Annotated in this window: 21 protein-coding genes and 1 other annotated feature; of the genes, 2 read left to right on the top strand and 19 right to left on the bottom strand. The window is 41.3% G+C overall.

The features are described 5' to 3' along the window. Positions 1–29: 29 nt before the first annotated feature. From ADG81_RS06980 to ADG81_RS06965, 4 genes are all read right to left on the bottom strand, one after another. Positions 30–2,738: an ABC transporter permease gene (locus ADG81_RS06980; RefSeq protein ID WP_049551310.1), complete on the bottom strand. Its 2,709-nt coding sequence runs from the start codon at positions 2,736–2,738 to the stop codon at positions 30–32. A 1-nt stretch (position 2,739) separates the two neighbouring features. Further along, entirely contained in the window at positions 2,740–3,441 is a 702-nt protein-coding gene (locus ADG81_RS06975) for an ABC transporter ATP-binding protein (protein WP_049551309.1), read from the bottom strand. Between the two features lie 130 nt (positions 3,442–3,571). Then, positions 3,572–5,983 carry a glycoside hydrolase family 95 protein gene (locus tag ADG81_RS06970; RefSeq protein ID WP_049551308.1) on the bottom strand — a complete coding sequence of 804 codons (2,412 nt, stop codon included), beginning with the start codon at positions 5,981–5,983 and terminating at the stop codon, positions 3,572–3,574. 52 nt (positions 5,984–6,035) lie between these two features. Then, complete coding sequence (locus ADG81_RS06965; RefSeq protein ID WP_000240129.1) at positions 6,036–6,728, bottom strand: phosphoglycerate mutase; 693 nt, start codon at positions 6,726–6,728, stop codon at positions 6,036–6,038. Between the two features lie 229 nt (positions 6,729–6,957). On the opposite strand from ADG81_RS06965, the gene ADG81_RS06960 reads away from it, so the two are divergent. Next, positions 6,958–7,749, top strand: coding sequence for a nucleotidyltransferase domain-containing protein (locus tag ADG81_RS06960; protein ID WP_049551307.1), 792 nt, complete (start codon positions 6,958–6,960; stop codon positions 7,747–7,749). A 234-nt stretch (positions 7,750–7,983) separates the two neighbouring features. On the opposite strand, the gene ileS is transcribed toward ADG81_RS06960, so the two are convergent. From ileS to pbp2b, 13 genes are all read right to left on the bottom strand, one after another. Continuing rightward, positions 7,984–10,776, bottom strand: a complete 2,793-nt coding sequence (ileS, locus tag ADG81_RS06955) for an isoleucine--tRNA ligase (RefSeq protein WP_049551306.1) — start codon at positions 10,774–10,776, stop codon at positions 7,984–7,986. 44 nt (positions 10,777–10,820) lie between these two features. Continuing rightward, positions 10,821–11,033, bottom strand: a binding site (T-box leader). Continuing rightward, a complete protein-coding gene (locus ADG81_RS06945) occupies positions 11,028–11,903 on the bottom strand; it encodes a DivIVA domain-containing protein (protein ID WP_049551305.1) in 876 nt (291 codons plus the stop codon). (Overlaps the previous feature by 6 nt.) A gap of 8 nt (positions 11,904–11,911) precedes the next feature. Beyond that, positions 11,912–12,697 (bottom strand): RNA-binding protein, encoded by a 786-nt coding sequence (locus ADG81_RS06940; RefSeq protein ID WP_001038446.1) that lies wholly within the window; start codon positions 12,695–12,697, stop codon positions 11,912–11,914. After that, positions 12,694–12,957: a YggT family protein gene (locus ADG81_RS06935; protein ID WP_000898129.1), complete on the bottom strand. Its 264-nt coding sequence runs from the start codon at positions 12,955–12,957 to the stop codon at positions 12,694–12,696. The genes ADG81_RS06940 and ADG81_RS06935 overlap by 4 nt, the downstream gene beginning before the upstream one ends. Then, complete coding sequence (locus tag ADG81_RS06930) at positions 12,957–13,490, bottom strand: cell division protein SepF (protein WP_000053355.1); 534 nt, start codon at positions 13,488–13,490, stop codon at positions 12,957–12,959. Before ADG81_RS06930 ends, ADG81_RS06935 begins: the two co-directional genes overlap by 1 nt. 9 nt (positions 13,491–13,499) lie before the next feature. Then, the gene (locus ADG81_RS06925) at positions 13,500–14,171 is read right to left on the bottom strand and encodes a YggS family pyridoxal phosphate-dependent enzyme (protein ID WP_049551304.1); all 672 of its coding nucleotides are present in this window, start codon (positions 14,169–14,171) and stop codon (positions 13,500–13,502) included. 4 nt (positions 14,172–14,175) lie between these two features. Continuing rightward, positions 14,176–15,432 carry a cell division protein FtsZ gene (gene ftsZ / locus ADG81_RS06920; RefSeq protein WP_049502427.1) on the bottom strand — a complete coding sequence of 419 codons (1,257 nt, stop codon included), beginning with the start codon at positions 15,430–15,432 and terminating at the stop codon, positions 14,176–14,178. A 17-nt stretch (positions 15,433–15,449) separates the two neighbouring features. Then, entirely contained in the window at positions 15,450–16,829 is a 1,380-nt protein-coding gene (gene ftsA, locus ADG81_RS06915; RefSeq protein ID WP_004257776.1) for a cell division protein FtsA, read from the bottom strand. A gap of 214 nt (positions 16,830–17,043) precedes the next feature. Then, a complete protein-coding gene (locus ADG81_RS06910; RefSeq protein WP_049551303.1) occupies positions 17,044–17,748 on the bottom strand; it encodes a TIGR02206 family membrane protein in 705 nt (234 codons plus the stop codon). 94 nt (positions 17,749–17,842) lie between these two features. Further along, entirely contained in the window at positions 17,843–19,216 is a 1,374-nt protein-coding gene (locus tag ADG81_RS06905) for a UDP-N-acetylmuramoyl-tripeptide--D-alanyl-D-alanine ligase (RefSeq protein WP_049551302.1), read from the bottom strand. Positions 19,217–19,299: 83 nt separating this feature from the next. Continuing rightward, positions 19,300–20,343, bottom strand: a complete 1,044-nt coding sequence (locus tag ADG81_RS06900; protein WP_000814641.1) for a D-alanine--D-alanine ligase — start codon at positions 20,341–20,343, stop codon at positions 19,300–19,302. A 174-nt stretch (positions 20,344–20,517) separates the two neighbouring features. Beyond that, positions 20,518–21,114 (bottom strand): recombination mediator RecR, encoded by a 597-nt coding sequence (gene recR, locus ADG81_RS06895; RefSeq protein WP_049551301.1) that lies wholly within the window; start codon positions 21,112–21,114, stop codon positions 20,518–20,520. Between the two features lie 10 nt (positions 21,115–21,124). Next, positions 21,125–23,182, bottom strand: coding sequence for a penicillin-binding protein 2B (pbp2b, locus tag ADG81_RS06890; protein ID WP_080978060.1), 2,058 nt, complete (start codon positions 23,180–23,182; stop codon positions 21,125–21,127). Positions 23,183–23,373: 191 nt separating this feature from the next. Between pbp2b and ADG81_RS06885 the strand changes: the two genes are divergently transcribed. Further along, complete coding sequence (locus ADG81_RS06885; protein ID WP_049551299.1) at positions 23,374–24,225, top strand: MurR/RpiR family transcriptional regulator; 852 nt, start codon at positions 23,374–23,376, stop codon at positions 24,223–24,225. A 15-nt stretch (positions 24,226–24,240) separates the two neighbouring features. Here ADG81_RS06885 and ADG81_RS06880 read toward each other — a convergent pair whose 3' ends face one another. Both ADG81_RS06880 and ADG81_RS06875 read right to left on the bottom strand, forming a co-directional pair. Then, a complete protein-coding gene (locus ADG81_RS06880) occupies positions 24,241–25,125 on the bottom strand; it encodes an ROK family protein (protein WP_049551298.1) in 885 nt (294 codons plus the stop codon). Between the two features lie 17 nt (positions 25,126–25,142). Further along, the gene (locus ADG81_RS06875) at positions 25,143–26,060 is read right to left on the bottom strand and encodes a dihydrodipicolinate synthase family protein (RefSeq protein WP_033684862.1); all 918 of its coding nucleotides are present in this window, start codon (positions 26,058–26,060) and stop codon (positions 25,143–25,145) included. Positions 26,061–26,202 lie beyond the last annotated feature (142 nt).

Genomic DNA, 26,202 nt, shown 5'->3' with positions numbered 1-26,202 from the left:
ATAAGTTCAATCAGATAAAAGCAACTACCTTACTCTACAGATTTCAAGGCTTCAAGCATATCAACCTTTCTCAGATGATGATTGACGAAGAAACCAAGCAAGGTCAAAATGATGCTTACTGCTGCCACTGGGATTACATAGACTTCCCAGCCTACCTGCGGATAAAAGAGAATAGTAGCAGGCGAAATCATTTGAATCAAAAATTGATGTAAATAGAAACCAGATACCAAACCAAGTACGATTCCCACAAGGGACAGCACAATCGTCTCACGGTAAATGTAGAGAGTGACTTCATTATTATGAAAACCGAGAACCTTGATAGTGGAGAGTTCACGGATTCTCTCAGCTACGTTAATGTTGGTTAGATTGTAAAGGATAACGATAGCCAACAGAACCGATACGATGACCAAGATGGTCATAGTCTGATTGAGTGAGCTAGCGACGGAGTCAAAGAGTCGAATGGCTGAAGCATTTTGGACAACGCTGGACACCGCAGCTTGATTCATAAGTAAGCCGGCCTGCCTTTCGATACTAGTTGCACTGGTATCCCTTAGCGAAACCAGATAAGTGTTGGCTTGGGGTAGCTGGCCGTAAATTTGCTCATAGCTAGCCTGACTCATATAAATAAAGTGACCAACGTAGTTCTCAGTAATAGCAGCAACCGTTAATTCCTTACCTTCAATTTCTAGAGTCTGTCCAACCTTGACACCTGCCAACTGGGCTAGTTTAGCTGTGATGACAACTCCATCTTTTAATGTCAACTCTTGCTGATGATTTTGCAGATGAATAAAGGGAGTCAAATCCTCCTTCTCTGTCATCATAAGGGTAACAGTCTGAAGACCAGCCTTACCTTTGAAATCCTTGTCTAGCGTTTTTGAATAGATTTTCTGATAGGCTTGGATATCCTGCCCTTTCAACACTTCTTCTAACTCTGCCTTGTCCTGATTGGTCCCACTAGGATTTTCAGAGACAATCATTTGATACTGTTGGATTTGTTGAAACTGTCTATACGGAACTCCTGCTACAGAGGATTGAATTCCCAAACCTGCAAAGAGCAGAGCGACTGAACCTGCCACACCAAAGATCGTCATCAACATCCGCTGTTTATAACGGAAGATATTACGGGCTGTTACCTTATGGGTAAAACTGAGACGACGCCAGATAAAACCGATGCGCTCCAGTAAGATTTCAGCTCCTTTAACAGGAGGTTTAGGCAATAAAAGCTGGGCTGCTTCGTCATGAAGTTCCCTACGAGCTACCAAGTAGGCTGGTAGCACACTCGCCAACCAACTCAAGACAAGAGCCAGTAAGCTATAGGTCCAATAGAACTGAATCTGGGTTTCTCCCACCACCATGCCTTTTGTAATGACACTTGAAATCACACCTGCTAGTAAATAATGTCCAAGTATGCTACCTGGAGCTGTTCCTACAGTCCCAGCTACTAGACCGTATAGGAGAAACTTGACGATAATATCCTTACTACGATAGCCCAAGGCCTTAAAAATCCCTGCATGAGTTCGCTCTTCATCCACAAAACGAGTCATGGTTGTAAAGGTCACCATAGCTGCTACGGCATAAAGCACTACAGGAAAGATATTGCCCACTGCCCGAATACTGGCTGAAGCATTGCTGTACATGAGGTAGCCCTGACCGCCAGGCATGGTCTGACGATTATAGACTTGATACTTGGGCTCAGCTAATTCATCCAAGACTTGCTGATGTTTTTCTAATTTTTCCTTTTCTTGGGCTAAATTTTGTTCAGCCTGCTTTATTTTGTCCTCTTCCTTGCTCAATTCCTGCTTAGCTTGGGTAAGTTGAGCACTAGCCTGCTCTCTCTGAACTTGAGGTAGCAAGGCTAGTTGACTTTCCTGAGCCTGTAAACGAGCTTGAGCAGTTGCTAAACGACTCTTGCCTTCCTGCAAATTAGTCTCAGCCTTATCAAGGGTCTCTTGCCCCTTATCGAGAGACTCTTGGCCTTCTTTTTTCAAGAATTGCAGACGTGCCTTTCCATTATCTGACAAAGCTTGTTCAAGGTCTTCCTGATGTTGCTTAGATTTTTCTTCATAAGCTGATGAAAAGGCATTTAATTCTGATAAATCTTGATATTTCAAACGAGCTATATTGTAGACTTTCTGATCAAACTGACTAGGTAAAATCACCCCATAGGCTGTCAGAGTCCCACTTCCACTTCCTGCGTAGCCCATATCTCGCTGAGAGAGGATTTCAGCTGAATCCACAAAACCAGTAATGGTATAAGTATGGTCTTTTAAAGAGGAATGACCCTCTTCTTTTTCTTTAAAACTAATTTCCTGTCCCACGCTGTATTGGCCTTGCAAATGAGTGGCCAAAGCGATTTCCTTGTCTAACTGAGGAAGTCGTCCCTCTCTTAGCTGAAAGGTTGAAATTCGCTCTGGTTTGGAGTACAGCCGAATGGCATCCTGCCCATTTTCCATAGTCACATCTGTCAAATAGCCAAACTCAACCTCTGCGCCCTCCGTCTGTTTTAGTTCTTCTTGATCTGCTTGATCCAAACCATAATTAGACATAACTGCCAAATCCAAGGTTTGAGCAGTTGTTAAATAATCATTAGCTGTCGCCTCCATGTTGGGGCTGGTTACTTTGAGGCCTACTAAGGCTAGAGATCCCAACATCATCAAGGTTAAGATGGATAAAAAACGCCCCTTGGAGCCTGTGAAGGACTGAATTAAGTCCTTCCAATAGGTTTTTCGCTTGATCATGCTAGTACTCCAAACTGTCGATATCCTGAGGATACTGGTTCCTCACCACATCCTTGACACTGGCATCGTGCATATGAATCACGCGATCAGCAATGGGCGCCAAAGCTCCATTGTGAGTCACGATGATTACCGTCGCTCCCTTTTGACGAGACATATCTTGCAGAATTTTCAAGACTTGCTTGCCCGTCTGATAATCCAAGGCGCCTGTCGGTTCGTCACAAAGGAGAATTTTAGGATTTTTAGCTACCGCGCGTGCAATGGAGACTCGCTGTTGCTCCCCTCCAGAAAGCTGGGCTGGAAAGTTATTGAGACGATGAGCCAGACCTACATCTGTCAAGACCTGTTCAGGATTCAAGGCATCTGTCACGATTTCTGAAGCCAACTCCACATTTTCCTTAGCGGTTAGATTGGAAACTAGATTATAAAACTGAAAAACAAAGCCTACATCATTGCGACGGTAATTGGTTCTCTGGTGCGAACTATAGTCTGCAATATTGGCACCATCAATCCAGATTTCCCCCTCATCATTGGTATCCATTCCCCCAAGAAGGTTAAGAACCGTTGACTTGCCTGCACCAGATGCACCTAGAATAATCACCAATTCACCCTTTTCAATCTCAAAATTCACATCGCGATTGGCCACAATCTCCGTGTCCCCAACCTGATAACGCTTGTAACAGTGTTTCATCTCAATATAAGCCATCAGACCCACCCTCTCTCAAACAAATTACTTCCTACTACCATTATAACGCTTTTTCAACTAGTTGGAAACTGCTTACATTCTTAAATCCTTATTAAAAGGCAGTATCAAATTACTGCCTTCTATCACCTTCTTAAAAATAAAATTGAACAAAATCACCTTCTGCTGTCGCCACTGAAATACAATCTTTCCCCATGCATTTCGATTTTATTTTTTCTTGATTCATTTTAATCACACTCTTCTCAATACCTGGATAAGAGACTCGCAAATCTCCCCCACTTCTTGATAAAATGGTCATCTGTAAGAGTTTTTTATTCTCCCACCTCATGCTAACTTCAAAATGTCCACGTGCCATTAAGCCTGAAACAGAACCTGTTGACCAAGCATCGGGTAGGGCAGCTAGAGGAACCAGATAAGCTGTATGAGACTGGAGCAACATTTCTGCCATGCCACTCGTAGCACCAAAATTACCATCTATCTGAAAAGGAGGATGGGTGCACCAAAGATTGGGCAAGGTGGATGTCTTTAACTGCTCTGCTAATAATTTATGGGCTCGATTGCCATCTCCTAGACGCGCCCAAAGATTGATCTTATTAGCCTTGGACCAGCCTGTGCCTCCATCTCCACGATCATTGAGGCTGGCACGCGCAGCTTCAAGATACTCCTGTCCCTTGTAGCTAAAGAGAGTGCCAGGATAGAGTCCCACTAGATGGGAAGCGTGCCGATGCTGGGCCTCCACTTTCTCATTTTGAAAATGCTGCTCTTCCTCTTCATACCACTCCCTGATTCGACCAGATTGAGTGATTTGAAGAGGATTAAGCAAGTCAAACTTCTCCTTGACCTCAGTCAACAAATCCCCATCCAGTCCCAATTCCTGAGCAGCCTGAATAAAATCATGAAATAATTGCCAAATCAGAGATTGGTCATAGGTATTGCCAATCGAAATCGGCCCATGTTCTGGAGAATAAGACGGAGAAGACACCCAACGCTGCGCCTCCTTATCCTCATGTAAAAAATCATGCCAAAAACGAACCGTTTCCCTCAACATGGGATAAATTTTCTCCCTGAGATAGTCTTGGTCTCTGTAAAATGAATAGGCTTCATAAACGGTTTGCATCATCCATGCATTGGCAGCTGGTGACCAACCCCAATAGTAATCCCAACCAGGTGCCGTCCAGCCAAAAGGAGTCGCTTGAGTATGAACCAACCAACCATTCTCCTCCCCTTCCTGAGAGACGATTCCTGCATACCTTGCAGCCGCTAGACGACCATAGACACGCAAATCATCTATATAATTGATGACCGGAAAGGCCGTCTCTAGAAGATTAGTAACATAGGCTGGCCAATAATTCATCTGCAGGTTGATATTCAGGTGATAGTCCGAATTCCACGGAGGATTGTCGACCGCATTCCAGACCCCTTGCAAGTTAGCTGGTAGAGCATCTGGACAATCTCTGGACGAACTAATCAATAAATACCGTCCATACTGGAAGAACAACTCCTCCAAAACCTGCCCCTCTTGTGGCTTATAATTTTTTAGCAAATCATCTGTAGTGGATGTGTCTACATCAGTTCCCAAATCCAATTGAACACGCTGGAATAAGGCTTGGTAGTCCTCAATATGCCTTGATTTCAATTGAGTATATCCCTTTTCTTTAGCTGCTTCCACCAAGTCCTTTACCTGTTGCGCTATATCTATTTTCTTGCGATAATTGCTAACAGGATTTTGAGCAAAATCCGTCTTAGCCGCCAAAAAGAGATTGGCATAACTAGCTCCTGATATCTGAACTTTATCTGACCAGACTCTAATATCTCCATCCGTTTCCCAAGCTAGACAGCTAGCAAACTGCAGGTCATTGTCCTTAACCCGTCCCTTCATCAAGATATGAGAAGGGGAGATATCCAGCTGGCATTCCTTGTAATCAGATTTTTTCTGCTCATACTTTCCATCAGAAGCTAAATCGCGGGTCAAGGACAGTTCTATAGTAAAATCTAGAGTTTCCGCCCCTTCCTTAGTAAAACGCTGAACCAAGAGATCATCTGGAAAACTGGTAAAGGCTTCTCGTTTAAACATAGTCTCTTTATAGGCATAAGAAGTCGTCGCAAGCGCCTTACTGATATTCAACTGTCTCTGGTAATCCGTCACCTGAGATAAAGTCTTACCTTGCTGGCTAAACTCAATAAGAATATCCCCAAAGGACAGATAGGTCCCATATTGACTCGTTTTGGGTCCGACTAGGTGCTGTTCAGCCAGTTCCTTAGCAGTATTGTAGTCTCTCTTCTCTAAAGCTTGCCGAATCTCAGCTAAAAAAACATACTGATCCTGAAGATTTCCACCCTGATAATCGGAACTATCTGGTTGAGGTCCACCAGACCAAAGGCTCTTTTCATTGAATTGAATCCGCTCAGCTCCAATAAACCCAAATACTTTTGCCCCTAAAGAACCATTGCCTATCGGTAAGGCCTCTTCTTCCCAACCCTTGTAAGTGGTTGAAGCTGGTTGCTTGTAGGTCAGTACATAATCTTGTTTTTTATTCCTTATCATACTACCATACTAACATAAAAAGCCTAGAAATCAATTCTAGACTTACAATTTTTTATTTTCCAAGATAGTATTCAGAAACTACGTTCAATTTTTCGTCGAATTCGAATACCAATGGTGGGAAGTTAGGGATTTCTACGTCCATGATTTCGTCATCTGACAAACCTTTGATATGTTTTACAAGGGCACGGATTGAGTTTCCGTGAGCTCCTACGAATACGTTTTTACCATCTTTAAGAGCTGGAGCGATTTTATCTTCCCAGAAAGGAAGGGCACGTTCCAAAGTCACTTTCAAGTTTTCAGCATCTGGAATGACTGAGTCGTCAAGTGAAGCGTAACGACGGTCTGTGTGAGCTGAGTGCTCATCATCACGATCCATGTTTGGAGGCAATACATCGTATGAACGACGCCAGATGTGAACTTGCTCATCACCAAATTGTTCAGCAGCTTCAGCTTTGTTTTTACCAGTCAAACCACCATAGTGACGTTCGTTCAAACGCCATGATTTTTCAACTGGAACCCACAATTGGTCAGAAGCTTCAAGAGCCAAGTTAGTTGTTTTGATAGCACGTTTCAATACTGAAGTGTAAGCTTGGTCAAATTCGATACCAGCTTCTTTGATCAATTTACCAGCGTCAATCGCTTGTTGTGTACCTTTTTCAGACAAATCAACATCAGCCCAACCAGTGAAAAGGTTAGCTTTGTTCCATTCAGACTCACCGTGGCGAGCAAAAACCAATTTTACCATTAGATGGATTCTCCTTTAAATTTTCCGAGGTTTTCCCTCGTTTATCTATTCTATTTTACACAATTTTTCACAAAAAAGCTAGTCAAAACCAAAAAGGAAAGGACTGTTTGGCAGTGGGATTACTTTAAACAAATATAAGCAAATATGTGAAAAGAAATTTCCATTTCACTCTTGCTAATCTCCTTGCTTTTTGTTAGAATGATGTCAAAAAATAAAAAAGGTTAACATTATGCCACAACATCTCTTTAAAGAATTGGCTCAACTGGAACAAGTAGAGGCTCTAGCTCTAGGAGGATCACGGGCCGGACAAGATTTTGACAAAGACTCTGATTATGATGTATATGTCTACCTCAGTGCTCCTCTCTCGCCAGACATACGAAAAGAAATCCTCAGTAAACACTGCTCCTATATGGAAATCGGCAATCAATTTTGGGAATTGGAGGATGATTGTGTTCTCAATAATGGCATAGAGATTGAACTGATTTACCGCTCTCTAGACGAATTTGACAAAACTTTACAGGTCGTAGTTTTAGAGCACCAAGCCCAGAATTCTTACACTACTTGTATGTGGTACAATCTGCTCAACAGCAAGATTCTCTACGATCGAGATGGTCACTATGCTGCCCTCCAGAAAAAGTACAATCTGCCTTATCCAGCTGAGCTCAAAAAGAATATCATCAACAAGCAATTCCTGCTTCTCGACCAAGCTATGCCAGCTTTTTCAAGACAAATCAAAAAAGCTCTCAAACGCCAAGATTTACTCAGCATCAATCACCGTACTAGTGAGTTTTTCGCCTCTTATTTCGATTTGCTCTTCGCCTTCAATGAGCAGCTCCATCCAGGAGAAAAACGCATGCTCCAGTTCGCAAAAAACAATTGCTCTCATCTACCTCAAAATTTTGAGAACGATATCCAAGACTACTTTCAAAATCTCTACCAACTAGCTAACCAACAGAAAACAATCCTAACTTTGGAGCATCTCCTATCAAATCTTAAACACTTGATTGATGAATCCCTTTAGAATGCCAACAAATAAAAGCTCATGAAATCTACTTTTCAGATGATTCATGAGCTTTTTGAAATTCAACAATATACAACGATGTAAGGCTAATTGAGACAAGAAAACGACAATAAACTTCAAACATTATAAAAACGCATCATATCAGATATTCAAAACCTTGATACAATGCGTTTTATAGACTATAAGACTAGTTGTCTTTTCTTCTCAAATTGAGTTTTCCCTAGACTTTTCAACTTATTTCGCTTCAAATCCTTCTGCGACTGCTTCCGCAAAGTTTTCTTCTACGATGCTTGCACAGTGGTCACAGATGACTGCGTGGTAGCTGCGTTCTGCTGTTGTTGGGTCGATACGACGGCAACGGTCACATACTTCACCTGCAGCGCGTTCAACAGTAAAGGCTACATCTTCGAAGCTAACAGCAGCTTCTGGAGCTGATCCTTCTGCGATAGTCAATTCAGACACGATCAAAAGTTGAGCTACATTGCTGTTTACTGCTTCGAGTAGAGTTTTCACCACTTCGTTTGGATAAACTGTCAAATGTGCTTCAAGTGATTTACCGATTACTTTGGCATTACGAGCTTCTTCCAAGGCTTTTTGAGCTTGTCCACGAAAGTCCATGAAGGCTGCCCATGTATCCAAGATTTCTTCTTGGTTAGCAAACGTCTCTGCTTCTGGCAATTCTGACAATTGAACGAAGTCTTCTGTTTCAAACTCAAGATATGACCAGATTTCTTCCGCGGTATGAGGAAGGATTGGTGTCAAGAGTTTGGTGATTTTGACAAGAATGTCATAGAAGACAGTCTGCATTTGACGGCGTTCCAATGATTTGGCACCTTCGATATAAACAACATCTTTGGCAAAATCAAGGTAAAAGGCTGACAAATCAACGTTGATAAAGTTCACCAAGGCCTTGTAGATTGTCAAGAATTCAAAGTCAGCATAAGCATCACGAATAGTCTTCACAAGCTGGTTAAAGCGAATCGTCATGTACTTATCAACTGAACGAAGCTCATCGTAGGCTACTGCGTCTTGAGCTGGGTTGAAGTCAGATGTATTAGCAATCAAGAAACGAAGAGTGTTACGAATCTTACGGTAAGTTTCAGAGACTTGGCTCAAGATATCCATAGAGATACGCACGTCATTGCTTGAGTCCACACTTGTTACCCAGAGACGCAAGATTTCCGCACCAAATTGTTTTTCAACATCGCTTGGAGCAATAGTATTTCCAAGAGATTTAGACATCTTCTCACCTTTACCATCAAGGGCAAATCCTTGTGACAAGATTTGTTTGTAAGGTGCTACGCCATGGTTGGCAACAGATGTGATAAGTGAAGAGTTGAACCATCCACGGTATTGGTCAGAACCTTCAAGGTAAAGATCTGCTGGGTAAGTCAACTCAGGACGGTTTACCACAACTCCATTCCATGATGAACCTGAGTCAAACCAAACATCCATGATATCTGTTTCTTTTTTGAACTCGCCATTTGGTGAACCTGGATGAGTAAATCCTTCTGGCAAGAGGTCCTTAGCATCACGTTCCCACCAGATGATAGAACCGTGTTCCTCAAAGAGTTGAGCCACGTGTTCAATCATTTCAGCTGTCATGATCGCTGTACCATCTTCAGCGTAGAAGATTGGAAGTGGAACACCCCAAGCACGTTGACGAGAGATAACCCAGTCGCCACGGTCACGGATCATATTGTAAAGACGGACTTTACCCCATTCTGAGTGGAATTTAACCTTTTCAATTTCGTCCAAGATTTCTTGGCGGAATTTAGAAACTGAGGCAAACCATTGTGGAACTGCACGCCAGATGATTGGTTTCTTAGTACGCCAGTCAAATGGGTATGAGTGAGAGATTTCTTCTTGGGCAAGAAGGAGGTTGCCAAGTTTTTCAATAACAGTTGGAACCACCTTGTCATAGAATTGACCTTCAAACTCAGCACCAGCATTGGCCATCATGATACCGCGTTCGTCAACAGTCACTGCAACTTCAAGACCATTAGCAATACCGACATTATAGTCATCCTCACCAAAACCAGGGGCTGTATGGACAATACCTGTACCAGAGTCAGTCGTAACGTGGTCACCAAGGATAACCAATTCATCTACAGCTGTATCCCATGGGTGTTCTGTTACGATGTGGTTGAGTTCTTGTCCACGGTAAGTTGCCAAAACTTGAACATCAGCCCATCCAAATTTTTCAGACAAACTAGTCAACAATTCTGCAGCAACAACAAACTTACGAGCTTCACCAGCAGGTTGAACCAAAACGTAATCAATATCTGCTCCAACAGTCAAACCACGAGAAGCCGTGATGGTAAATGGAGTAGTTGTCCAGACTACGATATAAGTATCTGTATCTAGAACACCTTTGCCATCTTTTACTTTATTTGCATAGTAAAGGGAAGTTGAAACCAAGTCATGATATTCAATCTCCGCTTCTGCAAGGGCAGACTCAGATGACCAAGACCAGTAAACTGGTTTAGCACCACGGTAGATATAACCTTTATTAGCCATCTCACCAAATACACGGATTTGGGCTGCCTCATAGTCAGGTGTCAAAGTCACATATGGATTTTCCCAGTCACCAGAAACTCCCAAACGTTTAAAGTCTTCACGTTGTTTATCTACTTGAGAAAGAGCGTATTCACGGCAAAGTTTCAAGTACTCAACCAAGTCCATTTCTTTACGTTTGATACCTTGTTTTGCCAAAACTTGCTCGATTGGCAGACCATGAGTATCCCAACCTGGGATGTATGGTGCGTAAAAACCTGACATAGATTTTGAACGAACAATGATATCTTTTGAAATCTTGTTCATAGCGTGCCCAACGTGGATATTTCCGTTCGCGTATGGAGGGCCATCATGCAAGGTGAAATGAGGTTTTCCTTGGTTCAATTCTTGACGACGTTGGTAAAGTTTTGCATCTTCCCATTCCTTTTGCCAAACTGGCTCTTTGGTAGGAAGTCCTGCACGCATTGGGAAAGCTGTTTTCCCAAGGTTAAGGGTATCTTTGAGTTTCATGGTATCTCCTTTATAAATAATAACAAATTAAAAACCACGATTCCAAAAAGGACGAAAATCGTGGTACCACCTTTATTCGGAAAAAGATCTAGTCTTTCTCCCTCTTATCCCGTAACGTGGGTAACGTCAAATCCTACTAATTTCAGACTTGAGTTTTTGAGAGGATAATCTTATCATTAGGGATTACAGGACTCACACCATCTCCTGCTCGCTGGAAATATAAGGATAAGATATTGTTCTCAGATTATTTCTTATAAAATTGTAACAGATTCTTGCGGTGCCGCAAAACCTGGTTCTGAGTTTACAGCTTCAGTAGCTGGTGTTGGTCCTGAGTAATGGCTTGGAGCTACTTCTGGCTCTTCATACATTGGACCAACTGGATGAGCTGGACTTTCTTCAACAACTGGAGCTGGTGAAACCACTTGTTCCTGCTCAGCTCTTGCTTCTGCTTCTGCAAGTTCCTTATTAGCCGCTTCGATACGCGCTTGCAACTCTGCCATTTCCTCGGGAGAAAACTGGCGAGTAATATCAATTGGTTCTTCCTCTTGCTGTTGTTGTAAGACAGAGTCACCTAAGACTTCGCTGACTACTTCTTTGAAGGCTTCATCACTTGTCTGAAGATAAGTTGCTGTTGGGCGAAGAATATCTTCCCAATCTGAAGATTCAACAATTGCTAACTGGCTCTCAATTGTAGATTTAAGACGTTGATGGAAGACACGGCTCTTGTTCTTCAACTCTTCAGTTTCGACAGCAACCTTCTTAGCATTGTCAGTTGCTTGACGAAGAATTTCATTTGCCTTGTACTTAGCTTCTTCCAACAAACGTTGTGCATCTTGCTCTGCTTGTTGGATAATATTGTTTGAACGTTCTGTTGCAGCTTGTTTTACTCGCTCAGCCGTATCCTGCGCAATCAACACAGATTGACTCAATGAATCTTTCATCTCATCAAAGTAAGACAAACGCTCTTCCAAACTCTTAATATGTAAATCCTTGTCATGATTAGAGCGAACCAAATCTTCATAATCACGGACTACAATATCTAAAAACTCATCTACTTCTTCTTGATCAAACCCTCTGAAGCGTGTGCTAAAGGTTTTATCTTTGATTTCTAACGATGTAATTGGCATATTTTTCCTCACTTACTTAATAACAATTGGACCGTTAATTTCTTTTTATCTTTTTTTGTTTGCCCATTATCTCTAACGAGTTTCAATCGACCAAATTTCCTCACACTAATCAAATCACCAACTTGGACTGCATAATCTGATTTTTCAACTAAATGGTAATTCACTTGGACTGCCTGTTTTTCAATTAGCTGACTTGCCTGATTTCTAGACAACTTGAAGACACCTGCTAGAAAAACATCTAATCTAGAACTAGCGATACAAATATCTAATTCTTGATAATCTTCTACTGTAGCAATTTTCTCAGTAAAATCCCGTTCTTCTAGACGAACCGGTAAACGAGCAACTTTCGTAATGCCGTCTTGAAAAAGGAGCATAAACTGTCGATTAATGATAATCTGTGCCCTCTCTTCATTGACTAAGATATCACCAAATAGCTTCCTATCAATTCCCAGCTTGTTTAAAACAGTCCCTAATATTTTAGCATGTGTTAAGCGCTCAAACTTATTAGGATAGACTATTTCTTGCAAGGATAGTTCAAAATCAGAGAATTCTGGCTCAAAATAATCAGGATACAGGAGAACCCGTACATATTCAGTTTCAAGAAACTGCCGACTGCTCATGTAGGAGATGCCGTTTGTTGATGCTAGAACCTTTAAAATCTTTTCTTGATGGGGATTTACAAAGGGTGTTAAAAAAGGAGAATACGAATCTTCTACCTTTTTTATCCATTCTGCTCCCTTATCAATAAAAGATGAATCATTCTTAGAAAAGTGTTGATAAATCATCTTGTTCATAGAAAAATCACTAAAAGTCGAATCAACTGTTCCCCTAGGAAGTGAACTAGTAATACCGCAATCCAGACAGACAAGTCAAGACCTGCAATCTGGAGGGGTAAACGTTGCAAGGGAGCTATTATCGGTTTCACTAAACTAATGATCAAACGCCCAAGACGTGATTCATAAGCATTAGGGAACCAAGACATCAGAGCAAAAATGATTAAAATCAGTGAATAGATATCCACTGCATTTTGAATAAAACGAATGAGAAAGAGCATTATCTCACTCTCGTACGTTTCATGTCAAAACCAAATTCACCATTTTGTGATTCATCTGGGATTTTGATATCTTCAATATTGACGACAACATCAACTGGTGTCAGCAAGTACATAGTAGATGCTACCTTTTTCATGTTACCAGCTAAAACGTGACGTGCCCCATCCAGATAATCCAAACAACGACGAGCTTGGACTTCTGTCATATATTGGAAATCAATCAAAATACTTTCGTTACCAGCTAATAAATCAACAATATCTGTGGCGTCTTCGTATTTGCGTGGATAACGAACATCAATTGTCACCTTATCAGTAGAACGTTGACTTTGCATAGCCAACTCTTGTTGACGGGCATGAAGACGAGTGATGTTTTTATCTTTAGATGGTGAGCTAGCAACTTGTTGCGGCAACTCTTGAACAGAAGGAACTGGAGTTACAATCGGCTCTTCTGCTTTAAGCTGATAGGTAGTACCAACATCTTCTCCATCTTCTGAAAAATAATCTATAAATTTATCAAATCTATCTTTTAAAGACATATTTCTTTCCTATTTAAAAAATGCTGTACCAATTCTGACAAAGGTTGAGCCAAATTCAATCGCTTCCTTGTAGTCACGACTCATACCCATACTCAAGTCCGTCATTGGCATATTGGGAATTTGTTTTTCTCTAATTTCTAGTTGCAAATCCTGCGTAGCTTTAAAAATCTCTTTCAACTCATCACTACTAGCTTCAAAAGGAGCCATGGTCATCAAGCCGACATATTCGATTTTATCTAAGGTTGCTAATTCTGGCAAGAGCTCTAATAGTTCTTCCCTTGAAAAACCATGTTTGCTCTCTTCCCTTGAGATATTTACTTGTAAGAAACACTTAACAACTCGGTCACTTCTTTTTTGAATTTCCTCTGCTAGCTTTAATGAATCCAAAGCGTGGAAATAATCAATATACTGAATGACATCTTTGACCTTGCGTCTTTGCAAGGTTCCAATCAAATGCCAGGTAATATTTCTATCTTTTAAAGCTTCATATTTCTCAAGAAATTTATCCACACGATTTTCACCAATATGATGCACACCTAGCGGAAGCAAGGCCTCCGCTGTCGGTACGTCTACATATTTTGTAACAGCAACAACCGAAACAGAATTGGCTTCTCTTCCTGACTGCTGACTTGCATCTTTTATTTGTTGAAAAACACGTTCTGTATTTTCTTTCAAATTCATTTACTTAACGATTTTTGAAAAATGGAGGAGTGTCTAATTCATCCTCATCGTGTAAAGATGGCGCTTCGAAACGTTCAACTGGTGATACAACTGAATCAGTTGGTCGAACAATTGTCTCACGACGCAAGTCCCAATCACCAAATGCTGAAGTTTGAGAAGTTTCTGTACGGCGAGGTGCTGGACTTGGAATTTCTGCAGTTTCAGCCATATCAAACTGACGATTATGATTGTGTGCATGACTTGGGCTTACTTGTTCTTGACGAACAGCTTGTCTTGGTGCATGGCCCACAACTTTTTCCACACGATCTTGACGAACACCAGTTGCCACAACTGTCACACGGATTTCATCTTTCATGTTTTCATCGATAGATGTTCCGAGCCAAATGTTCACTCCTTGACCCGCTGCTTGGTTGACAATCTCTGAAGCTTCTTCTGCCTCAATCAAGGTTAAATCAAGACCACCAGTAACGTTGACGATAACATCCTCAGCACCATCAATAGTTGTTTCAAGAAGTGGTGAGTAGATTGCCTTACGAGCTGCTTCTACCACACGTTCTTCTCCACTACCGATACCGATACCCATTAAGGCATTCCCTTTATTTGCCATAACTGTTTTCACATCGGCAAAGTCAAGGTTAATCAAACCAGGATTTGTAATCAAGTCCGTAATCCCTTGAACACCTTGGCGAAGTACGTTATCTGCTTCGCTAAGAGCTTCAAGAAGTGGAGTTTTCTTATCAACAATTTCAAGCAAGTTGTTGTTTGAAATAATCAATAGAGTATCCACATGCTCACGAAGTTGATTGATTCCTTCTACAGCATACTGACCACGTTTGCTTCCTTCAAAACCGAAAGGACGTGTCACAACACCAACTGTAAGAGCACCTAAATCTTTAGCAATGCGGGCAATAACAGGAGCTGCACCAGTACCAGAGCCACCTCCCATACCTGCAGTAATGAAGACCATATCTGCTCCAGTAATAGCTTGAGTCAAGGCTTCTTCGCTTTCTTCAGCTGCCTTTTGACCAACTTCAGGTCGACCGCCAGCACCCAAACCACGAGTCAATTTAGGGCCTAACTGAATTACAGTCTCAGCTTTTGTACTACTCAAAGCTTGTACATCTGTGTTTGCTGCGATAAATTCTACGCCTGCAACACCTTCGTCAACCATGCGGTTAATGGCGTTACCGCCACCTCCACCAACACCGATTACTTTAATAACTGCACCTTGAGCTGCTGCTGTATCAAATGAAAATGTCATAGTTTATTTTTCCTCTTTTATTCATCAAACATGCTTCCGATTAAGCCACGGAAACGATCTGCGATTTTTGGTTTATTTTGAGAAGATACTTTATCTTCTTTCGGAGCAACTACGTTCGTAGAAGCTGATTGCTCTACCTCAGTATTTTGAACTGGTTGAATAGGGGTAGGTTGTGCTACTTGCGTAACGCGTTGAATCATCCCACCAAAATTAATTGGTTGGTGACGCAAAGTATCCTCACCCTTGACTGCTCTTTGTGCTAATAAATGCACCTCAGTCAATTGACCAGCAAATTCAGACAAGCTAATCACATGAGCGAAGGCAGGATTACGGATTCCAACTTGATTTGGAACGTAAAGTTTGACACCAACGCCAAAGACTTCCTGTGCAAGTTCTACAACACCTGGTAAAATAGCATTTCCACCAATCAGAACAATCCCACCTGGAAGATCCAACAAATGTCTTCTTTCCAACTCTTGTTTGATTTGTTCAAAAATGTGCTTAATGCGGGCTGAAATAATCTCTGCTAGGTAGCTTTCTGTAACTTCTACAGGCTCTACTTCACCAATTACTTCAACTTGGAAGGTTTCATTGCTTGCAAGTGAAGGGTAGGCTTCACCATAGTTTAATTTCAATCCTTCAGCTAATTTCTGTGAAGTCTTCAAGACTTTAGAGATATCTTTTGTGACATAATCTCCACCTTCTTGAAGAATATTTGTAAACTGGAGTTCTTGGTTACGGATTGTAGCAACAGTTGTTTGACCTGCTCCCATATCAATCACAGTAGCTCCAAATTCACGCTCTCCTTCGTTCAAGACTGAACGAACCAAAGCCAATGGTGAAATAATAATATTTTCAACTTGAACACCTGAGCGCTCAACTGTCTTGCGTAAATTGTGAAGAATAGTACGTGGACCTGTGTAAAGCAAACCACGCATTTCAAGACGAACACCCATCATGCCGCGTGGGTCACGAATACCTTGGAAACCATCTACGATAAATTCTTCTGGAATAAAAGTAATGACTTCACGATCTGGTGTCATACTCTTTGTCAAGGCTGATTTAACAACATTTTCAACATCTTGATCTGTAATTTCTTTTGTATCAGATGTAACTGGAATCATACCTTGAGTTGGTTCTACTTGCAAAAGATTTCCAGGCAAACCAACATTCACTGATTTGATTGAAATGCCAGCTTTCTCTTCTGCTTGGGAAATAGCTGACTTGATAGCAGTTGCTGCTGCTTCAATATCAACGATAATCCCATCCTTTACACCTTTACTCTTGGCATTACTTACACCAATTACATTAAGTTCACCATTTCTATGCTCGGCAACCAATACCTTAATCGAATTAGTTCCGATATCTAAGCCTGTAAAAAAACCATCTCTAGCCATTACATCGCATCCTCTCTCTTCCAAGTTTCAAACTTCTATTCAATATAGCTAAAATAGGGCATAGCTATTCACAGAATATTATAACACAAAAAATCCAATCGTGCTTAGTTTTTCCTAAATTTACTTACCATTTTTTCACATTCTTTCCTTAGCTTTTTTTATTTTCCAAACAAGTTATAAAAAATCAGATTTATGAAAAAAAGAAAGCTCATTTCTAAGCTTTCTTTGCAATCATTTTTTCTGCTTCTTGTTCTAAAAATAGTTCCAAGATTTTCTTTGTTAACGTAATCGCTGCTGATAAGGCCAGGGAAACGATTAAATAATTAGCTACTAAGCCATGGTCTCCAACCAATGGTGGTTTTGTCAAGAATCCGTAATCTCCACCTGTTACTAAATTGACCACAAAAATCAAGGCATTTAGTGCAAAGGTCATGAGAAAAATTCCCTTCACATCCAGCAATCGCGCGTTATACTGTCTCAAGAGATAAACCAGTGAGTTCCCCAAGAGAGCTAAGTGCCCAAAGATAAAGGATAAAATCGCAATATGCGGGAATGGATAAGGATCTGGCACTGGATAAACAAAGGCTGCTAATGTCCCAAATGTTCCTAGTAATGCAAAATACTGCCGATATTTGGACTGACCAGGAAGCAAAAGCACCACAAACATAGCCATACGGCAATGGTAAAAGGGTAAGCTTTCTGACAATGGCATATGATTAACCCCGTACCATCCATAAAGAAGGATTAACTGAACTGCCTGCAAGATTTGGAAAAATCGTTGATAAGCCTTCTTTTCACGATAACGATAGGCTGTATAAAAGGTCAAAGCCAAGAGTGTAAATATACTGACATACCAAAAAAGGTCAAATTTGGGTGGCTCTGTTGCTTGGGTCGTAAAGAAAATATCCCATAAATTCATCTAGTCTTCCTCATGATTCAAAATTTTCCTGCATTTTATTATACCATGCTACTTAAGAAAAATGGATTTAGAAATACGTAAATGTTTGACAAAATCACTTGTCTTCATTTTCTAAACTTTCTACCAACTTGGCTAGGTTCATAGAGTTAGAGCCTTTGAGCAAGATTTGATCATTAGCTCCTAGACTTTCCTTGACCTGCTTAACTAGGTCTTCAAATTGGTCTTGGTTTTCTGTTTTCTTGAAGTAGTAAACGTGGCCGATTGGGAACATTTGACTAGCCAATTGGGCTAATTCAGCAATGTCTTCTCCATAGAAAATAAGGGTATCAAGCACATCTGGAGAAAGGCTCAAAATCATCTGATTATGGAGTTGAATAGACTGGTCACCAAGTTCCTTCATGTCCGCCAAGACAGCGATTTTCTTGCCACCTTCGTTGGCTGGAATGGCAGAGAAAGTCTCTAAAATCAGCTTCATAGCAGTTGGATTGGCATTGTATACGTCAGACAGAATATCTGCTCCATTGGCCGCTTTCTTCCACTCGGTACGGTTACGCGTCAATTCAAGATTTTGGAAGGCCTGACGAATTTGCTCCTCTGAAACTCCTTCTTGCAGGGCAACATAGGATGCAATCATAGCATTGGTGGCATTGTACTTACCAGTCACTGGCAAATCAAGGGGTTGCTCCAAGAAATTGGCCTTAAAGGTCAAGCTATCCTTACGCTCAACCAAGTCGGTAATTTCCAACTCTGCTCCTTGGCCAAAACGAACTACCTTTTTATCAGTTGGCAAGTAGTCCTCTACAATAGTGTCAGCTGGCGCTAAAAGCAAGGAATTCGAAGACATCCCGTCTGCAATTTGCATTTTTCCTTTAGCAATTTCAGAACGGTCTTTGAAAAAGGCCAAATGGGCTTCTCCAACCAAGGTCACGATGGCTGTTTTTGGATGAGCCAATTCTGACAAGAGATGAATATCTCCCAAGTGATCCTGTCCCATCTCCAAGACCAACTTTTCTGTTCCTTCAGGCATATGGAGAACTGTGTAGGGAAGGCCAATCTCATTATTGTAGTTACCTTGTGTTTTGTAAGTTTTGTAGGTTGTTGATAGCAGGTGCGCCAACATGTCTTTGGTTGTTGTTTTACCATTTGAACCTGTAACAGCAAAGACATCAACTGCTGTTTTTTCAAGATAGTAGGCAGCTAGGGTTTGAAAGGCTGTCAAGACATCATCTACTAGAATATAGGGATGATTTGCGATTTCTTTCTCAGACAGGGTTACAGCAGCACCATTTTCAAAGGCTGTTTCGATAAAGTCATGACCATCACGCGCACCTTTGAGAGGAACAAATAAATCTCCTGTCGCAATCAAACGACTGTCAAACTCAGCTTTTTCTAACTGGGTGTCCTCAAAGATGCTGATATTATTTTTGGCTCCGACAACTTGAGCCACTTCATGGATTGTTAATTTCATTTCTACTCCTTTAAAAAGGGTTGAAGTCCGAGAACTCAAGTCACCTTGCAGTGATGGTTCTGGCTTCTACCCTCTCTTTCATTTTATAGCAAATGCGCTTCGCGCTTGTCAAAACTTTCCTTGGCAAGATCAACCAATCGTTCGATTAGTTCTGGGTAGCTGATTCCCATATTGTCCCAAAGTAGTGGGTACATAGACCACTGGGTGAAACCTGGCATGGTATTAAGCTCGTTTAGGAAAATCTCTCCCTTGTCTGTATAGAAGAAATCGCAACGAGAGAGACCGAGGCCACCAATGGCACGGAAGGCTGTTTCTGCATTTTGACGCATAACAGCTACCACATCATCACTGATTTTAGCTGGGATATCCATGGTAATCTTGTTGTCAATATACTTGGCATCGTAGTCATAAAAGGCAACATCCTTGACTACTTCTCCTGGTAGCGTACTCTTGACATCGTAGTTGCCCAAGAGACCAACCTCGATTTCACGAGCATTTACCCCTTGCTCTACCAAGACACGGCTGTCATATTGGAAGGCAAGTTTCAAGGCTTGACGGAGTTCCTCTTGATTTTCAGACTTAGAAATACCGACACTTGACCCCATGTTTGATGGTTTTGTGAAGACTGGATAAGTCAATTTTTCTTCCACTTCAGCAATTTTAGCAGTCACATCATCACCTTCGACAATGGCCACATAAGGAACTTGGGCAATCCCGACAGATTCTAACACACGTTTGGTCGTGATTTTATCCATGGCAAGACTGGATGACAAGATGTTACAACCAACATAAGGCATTTTCAAAACTTCGAGGAAGCCTTGAACAGAGCCATCTTCTCCCATCGGACCATGGAGGACTGGAAAGACCACTGCTCCCTCTTCGTAGATGGCACTTGGTGCAACTTTCTTATCCCAATCAATGGTTTCATTGGTCATAAGACGATCCTCTTGACCTGGAGTCTGGTTAAATTCTTGCGTTTTAATAAAGTCACCTGACTGGCTGATGAAGAAAGTCTTGACTGTAAAACGGTCGTAGTTGACCGCACGCATGACACTTTCAGCTGAAAGAACAGAGACTTCACGCTCTGCACTACGTCCACCATATAAAAGAATAATCGTTTGTTTCATATTATTTGTTCCAATTCTAATAGAATACTCGTTCTTTAGTATATCATATTTGCTTCTTTTTTGAAACTTGAACCTGATACTGGTCTTCAATAAATCTAAAAAGAGACCGATAAAACAACTGTCGATCTCCGTGATTTTTGTATAAATGAATTGAGTGTGTTAATTTGTCTACACTTACAACTCTGTTCGATTTTCAATGGCTCGTAAGAGTGTAACTTCATCCGCATACTCGATATCTGCCCCCACAGCAAGACCTCGTGCTAGACGCGTAACCTTGATACCAGCCGGCTTGAGCAAACGAGAAAGATACATGGATGTCGCTTCACCATCTGCTGTAGCATTTGTTGCTACGATTACTTCTGAAACTTCACTATCCATCAGACGAGTCATGAGACTCTTGAGATTGATATCGTCCGGACTGATACCATTCATAGGAGAAATAAGGCCATGCAGGACATGATAGAGTCCATGGTATTCTTGGATATTTTCCATGGCCGCCACATCCCGACTATCCTCTAGCACCAAAATCGTTGTCTGGTCACGACTTGAATCGGTACAGATAGAACAAGGATCGTCGTCTGTCAAACGTCCACAAATAGAACAGTAGGTCAATTCTCTCTTAGCAGAAAGGAGATTTTTTGCAAATTCATTGACATCATCATCAGACATCCCAATCGTATAAAAGGCCAGACGCGTGGCCGTCTTAATCCCGATACCTGGTAACTTAGAATAACTGTCAATCAGCTTGGCAATGGGTGTTGGATAAAGCATAATTTCCTTTCTAGTTCATTGGATGGTATTTTTGATACAGATTGATAATGTCACGCGCAATGGAAGGTCCTACACCATTTGTTAGATTGGTATTATGAGGAAAGACCACTGCAACAGCGATTTGGGGATTATCAGATGGGGCATAGGCCACCGCATTGGTATTGGTTGCTTGCTGACCATCTGCCACATAGCTTTCGGCTGTACCCGTTTTTCCGCTAATGGATACCAAGGCACCATTTGAAAAGGCACGTCCAGTTGTCAATCCACTAGTCCCATGAGCAACCTGATAAAAACCTTGGTGCAAGACACTCATATCGGAGTCGGATATATTGACCTTATTCATCTCTGTCGGTTGCAGTTGCTGAATCAAGTCGCCCAGTCCTCCCTTATCATTATTTCCATAAATGCCTTCAACAATACGAGGAGCCACACGAACACCATCATTTGCAATAGTTGCCACATACTGGGCCAATTGCATTGGAGTGTAATTATCAAACTGACCAAAGGCATTGGTAATGTAATTAGCAAAATTATACTCTTTTGGAATAAAACCAGTTGACTCATCTGGAAGATCAATACCCGTTGAGGCTCCAAGACCATATTCAGCAAATGTCGACCGAAGTTTCCCCATGGCGGATTCTAAATTGTTAGTAAAAACAAACATATTGGGTTGATAGGTCTGACCCATGATGCCTAAAGCTGTTTGAACCATATAGGCATTAGAAGAGTACTCCAAGGCTTCCACAGCTGTAATAGGAAAAGATCCATATGCCAATTTATACCAAGAATAAATTGGAGCTGAACCTTGGAAAACAATAGGCTGATCTGTTAAGGTTTGGTTTCCTGATAAAACACCATTTTCCCAACCTGAGCTGATGGTAGCGGCCTTAACTACTGACCCTGGGACAAAAACATTGGTTACCGTTCCCAAGGAATCAGGCGTCAAGTCTCCCGTTTTCAGGTCATGTTTGAGCCCTGACATAGACAAAACCGCACCTGTTTTGGGGTTCAAAGCAACTGCATAAACACCCTCAGAATACTTGGCTCCACCATTTCCTAGCTCGGAATTGAAATAACTTTTCAGCAAAGCATCCACGCTATCTTGGAAGGCCAAATCAATGGTCAGCTTGATATTGTTTCCCTTACTACCTTCCTCAATTGTATCCACGCTTTCCATGTTGCCATATTTGTCCAGATGGATTTCTTTTACCGAGCGTTTTCCTTGTAAGGTCTCTTCATATTGCTTTTCCAAATAGGAGGTTCCAACACGGTCATTTAGAGAATAGCCTTTTTTAAGATAGGCTTCTGCTTCTTCCGCTGGGAGACCAGCTTTTTCACTGGATACACTCCCTACTATAGAAGAAAGGGAAGTTTCCAAAATCTTTCGATCCCAAGAAGTAGAAATACTAATGCCAGGCATCTCCTTTGAAATAGAGGCAATAACAGCCACCTGAGAATCATTTAGAGGATCTGTCGCAATGGTTCCTGTCGCAAAGTTTCCAACAGCATTTAACTGACTAAAAAGATAGATTTCTTTCTTTTCATCCTCTGTATAGTTTAGTTGACTTGTTGGGACACTATCGACCGCATTGTTATACAGTTCTGATTCGGATAGGCGATTGCCATCTGAATCCAAGCGTTTCTCACTTGGGAGAGCTTCCACTGTTTTTTTATAGATTTCAGGATCAGCCAAATAGTAATCTGCCAACTGGCGTTCTGTCAAATTAGGAGAGCTGATGCTCACATAAGTCAGTAACTTTTTAGCTATTTCTTTTAAGTCTGTAGCCGTCATTTTATTGCTACGCGTAAAGGAAACAACCTGCTTTAACGTATTTTCTACCAAAGGTTTTCCACTAGCATCATAAATTTCCCCACGGGCAGAACTGGTTGTGACCTTGGTCTGACTAGCTGAGGCTAGCTTTTTTTCGTAAAAATCCTTGTTCAAAACCTGCATATACAACAAACGACCAATAATGGTCATAAAGAGTAAAATGACGATTGAAAACAATAAATTAAGCCGAATCGGAATCGAATGGCTGTTAAATTTTCTCATACAAATCAGTCTCATTTCTAACTTAAAATCTTACTCTTAATTGTACCATAATTTGAGCAGAAAATTATGGAAAAGAAAGAAGCTTTTTTCGTTTTTACAGTAAGATACGTTTTTATTTATCCATCCCTATATTATATGTTATAATGAATGTAAAAGTTCAATAATCTAGTCTTTTTCCAACACGACTCATTTAAAGGAGCCTTTCTATGGACAAACCAGATATAGCAACCATCATTGATTCCCACTTCGAAGAAATGACAGACCTAGAGCAAGAAATCGCTCGCTATTTTTTGCAAGCTGAAACGATTACAGATGATTTATCTTCCCAACAGGTCACTCAAAAATTACATATCTCTCAGGCTGCTCTGACCCGCTTTTCTAAAAAGTGTGGTTTTACAGGCTATCGAGAATTTATTTTCCAATACCAACACCAAGCAGAGAAACAGGACACCCATTCTCACAAACACAGTCCACTGACAAAACGAGTCCTTAGAAGTTATAGCAGTATGCGGGAACAAACACAGGACTTGATTGACGAAGTCCAACTAGAACGAATCGCCCAATTAATTGAAGATGCTGAGCGTGTCTACTTCTTCGGAACAGGTAGTTCTGGCCTTGTCGCTCGTGAAATGAAATTGCGCTTCATGCGTCTAGGTGTGGTCTGTGAGGCCTTGACCGACCAAGACGGTTTTGCTTGGACAACCAGCATTATGGATGAGAATTGTCTCGTACTCGGTTTCTCACTTTCTGGCACAACTCCTTCTATTTTAGATAGCCTATTAGATGCCAAGGAGATGGGGGCAAAGACTGTACTCTTTACAAGTGTTCCCAATAAAGATAGCCAGGCCTATACAGAGACTGTTCTTGTAGCCACCCACAGTCAGTCATCCTACATCCAACGAATATCCGCTCAACTTCCTATGCTCTTCTTTATCGATTTGATTTATGCCTACTTTTTGGAAATCAATCGTGAAAGTAAGGAAAAAATCTTTAATAGTTACTGGGAAAATAAAAAACTAAACGGCTATCGTAGACAAAAACGTATCAGAAAATCCTAGTTTGGCTTAGCCAAACTAGGATTGTTTTGTTTTGAAATGATAATAAGCACCCAACATACCTGCTGTATTTTGGTGATGGGCAAATTCTAATCGTGTTTTTTCAGCAAGGCTTGGCACCAAGGCCGCCTTCAAGGCTGTGCGGATCTTGGGTTTGAGGATAGCCTCTTGCCCCATGATACCGCCACCGAGAATGACTACTTCTGGATTGGCCACATAGCAAATATTTGCCAGACCTTTTCCTAGATAGTCTACCATGCGGTCAATACCAGCCATGCAAATCTTGTTTCCTTCAGTGGCTTCCTTAAAGATACGTCTGCCATTCCACTGATCAGCTGGATCTCCATGACCTGCTGCTACATACTCCACCAAGGCTGTTGTAGAGGCCAAGTCTTGGAAATCTCCATCCTGCATATGCATATAACCGACTTCACATGCTGAATTGCTAAAACCATGGAAGACTTTCCCATCCATAATCAAGCAACCACCGATACCGGTTCCAATGGTTAAGCAAAGTGTCACACTCGCTCCCTTGCCTGAACCAGATACTGCCTCAGCCAAACCTGCACAGTTGACGTCATTTTCAATCTCGCAAGGGATTTCAAAGGTACTCTCAATTTCTTTTTTAAACTGAGTTCCAGCATAGTTAGGAATCTGAGGGCCAGCATAGAAAATTTCCCCCTTATCTGGATCCACCATCCCAGCAGAAGAAATAGCAACTCCTGCTACTGGGCCTTGTTCTAAATAGCTGGCTACGATATCTTTGGTCTTTTGTAAGATATGAGGTCCACCTTTATGCGCCTCTGTTGGCATTTCATGCGATTCAACAAGTTGGCCTTCTTGGTCGATCAAACCATATTTGATATTTGTTCCACCGATATCAATTGCAACGTAGTGTGTCATAAATACCTCCTTATGGATTAGAGGAAGCGCTCCTTGGTTTCACGAATCAAGGCTGCAGCTGCTTCTACAACTGGACGATCTTCTTCAGTCACTGGTGTCAATGGTGAACGAACAGAACCAATATTCAGTCCTTCATTGATCTTCAAGACTTCTTTAATGACACCATACATATTTCCATGTGCAGAAGTGAGTTTACCAATGATAGCGTTGATAGCATACTGCAATTCACGCGCTGTTTCCAAGTCTTTGTCAGCAATCAACTGATTGAGTTTCAAGAAGAGTTCTGGCATCGCACCATATGTACCACCGATACCAGCTTTAGCTCCCATGAGACGACCACCTAAGAACTGTTCATCTGGACCGTTGAAGACGATATGGTCTTCTCCACCAAGGCTCACAAAGGTTTGGATATCTTGAACTGGCATAGAAGAGTTCTTCACACCGATAACACGAGGATTCTTCAACATTTCTGTGTAAAGGCTTGGAGTCAAAGCAACACCTGCCAATTGAGGAATGTTGTAAATCACGTAGTCTGTATTTGGAGCTGCAGCACTAATGTCATTCCAGTATTTAGCAACTGAGTATTCTGGCAAGCGGAAGTAAATCGGTGGAATCGTTGCAATGGCATCTACACCCAAGCTTTCTGCATGACGAGCTAGTTCCATACTATCTTTAGTATTATTGCAAGCAACATGGGCAATAATAGTTAATTTACCTTTGGCAACTGCCATGACTTCTTCCAAAATCAACTTGCGGTCTTCAACGCTTTGGTAGATACATTCACCAGAAGAACCATTGACATAGAGACCTTGAACACCTTTATCAATAAAGTATTGAACCAAGGCACGTGTACGTTCTGGACTGACTTCTCCTTGATCATCATAACATGCGTAGAAGGCTGGAATGACACCTTCGTATTTTTTTAAATCTGACATAGATTTTCTCCTAAGATTTCTTTTTTTCTGCAAAGAGCAGGATTTATTCTTTACGTGTTTAGTATACACCTTGTGAAAAACGCTTTCAATATCTTGTGTACACTTAGATTTTAGTTTCGATATGAATTTTGAAATGTTTATG

The organism is Streptococcus pseudopneumoniae (assembly GCF_001070815.1).
Lineage (GTDB): Bacteria > Bacillota > Bacilli > Lactobacillales > Streptococcaceae > Streptococcus > Streptococcus pseudopneumoniae_P.
This window is presented reverse-complemented; position numbering and strand designations above follow the sequence as displayed.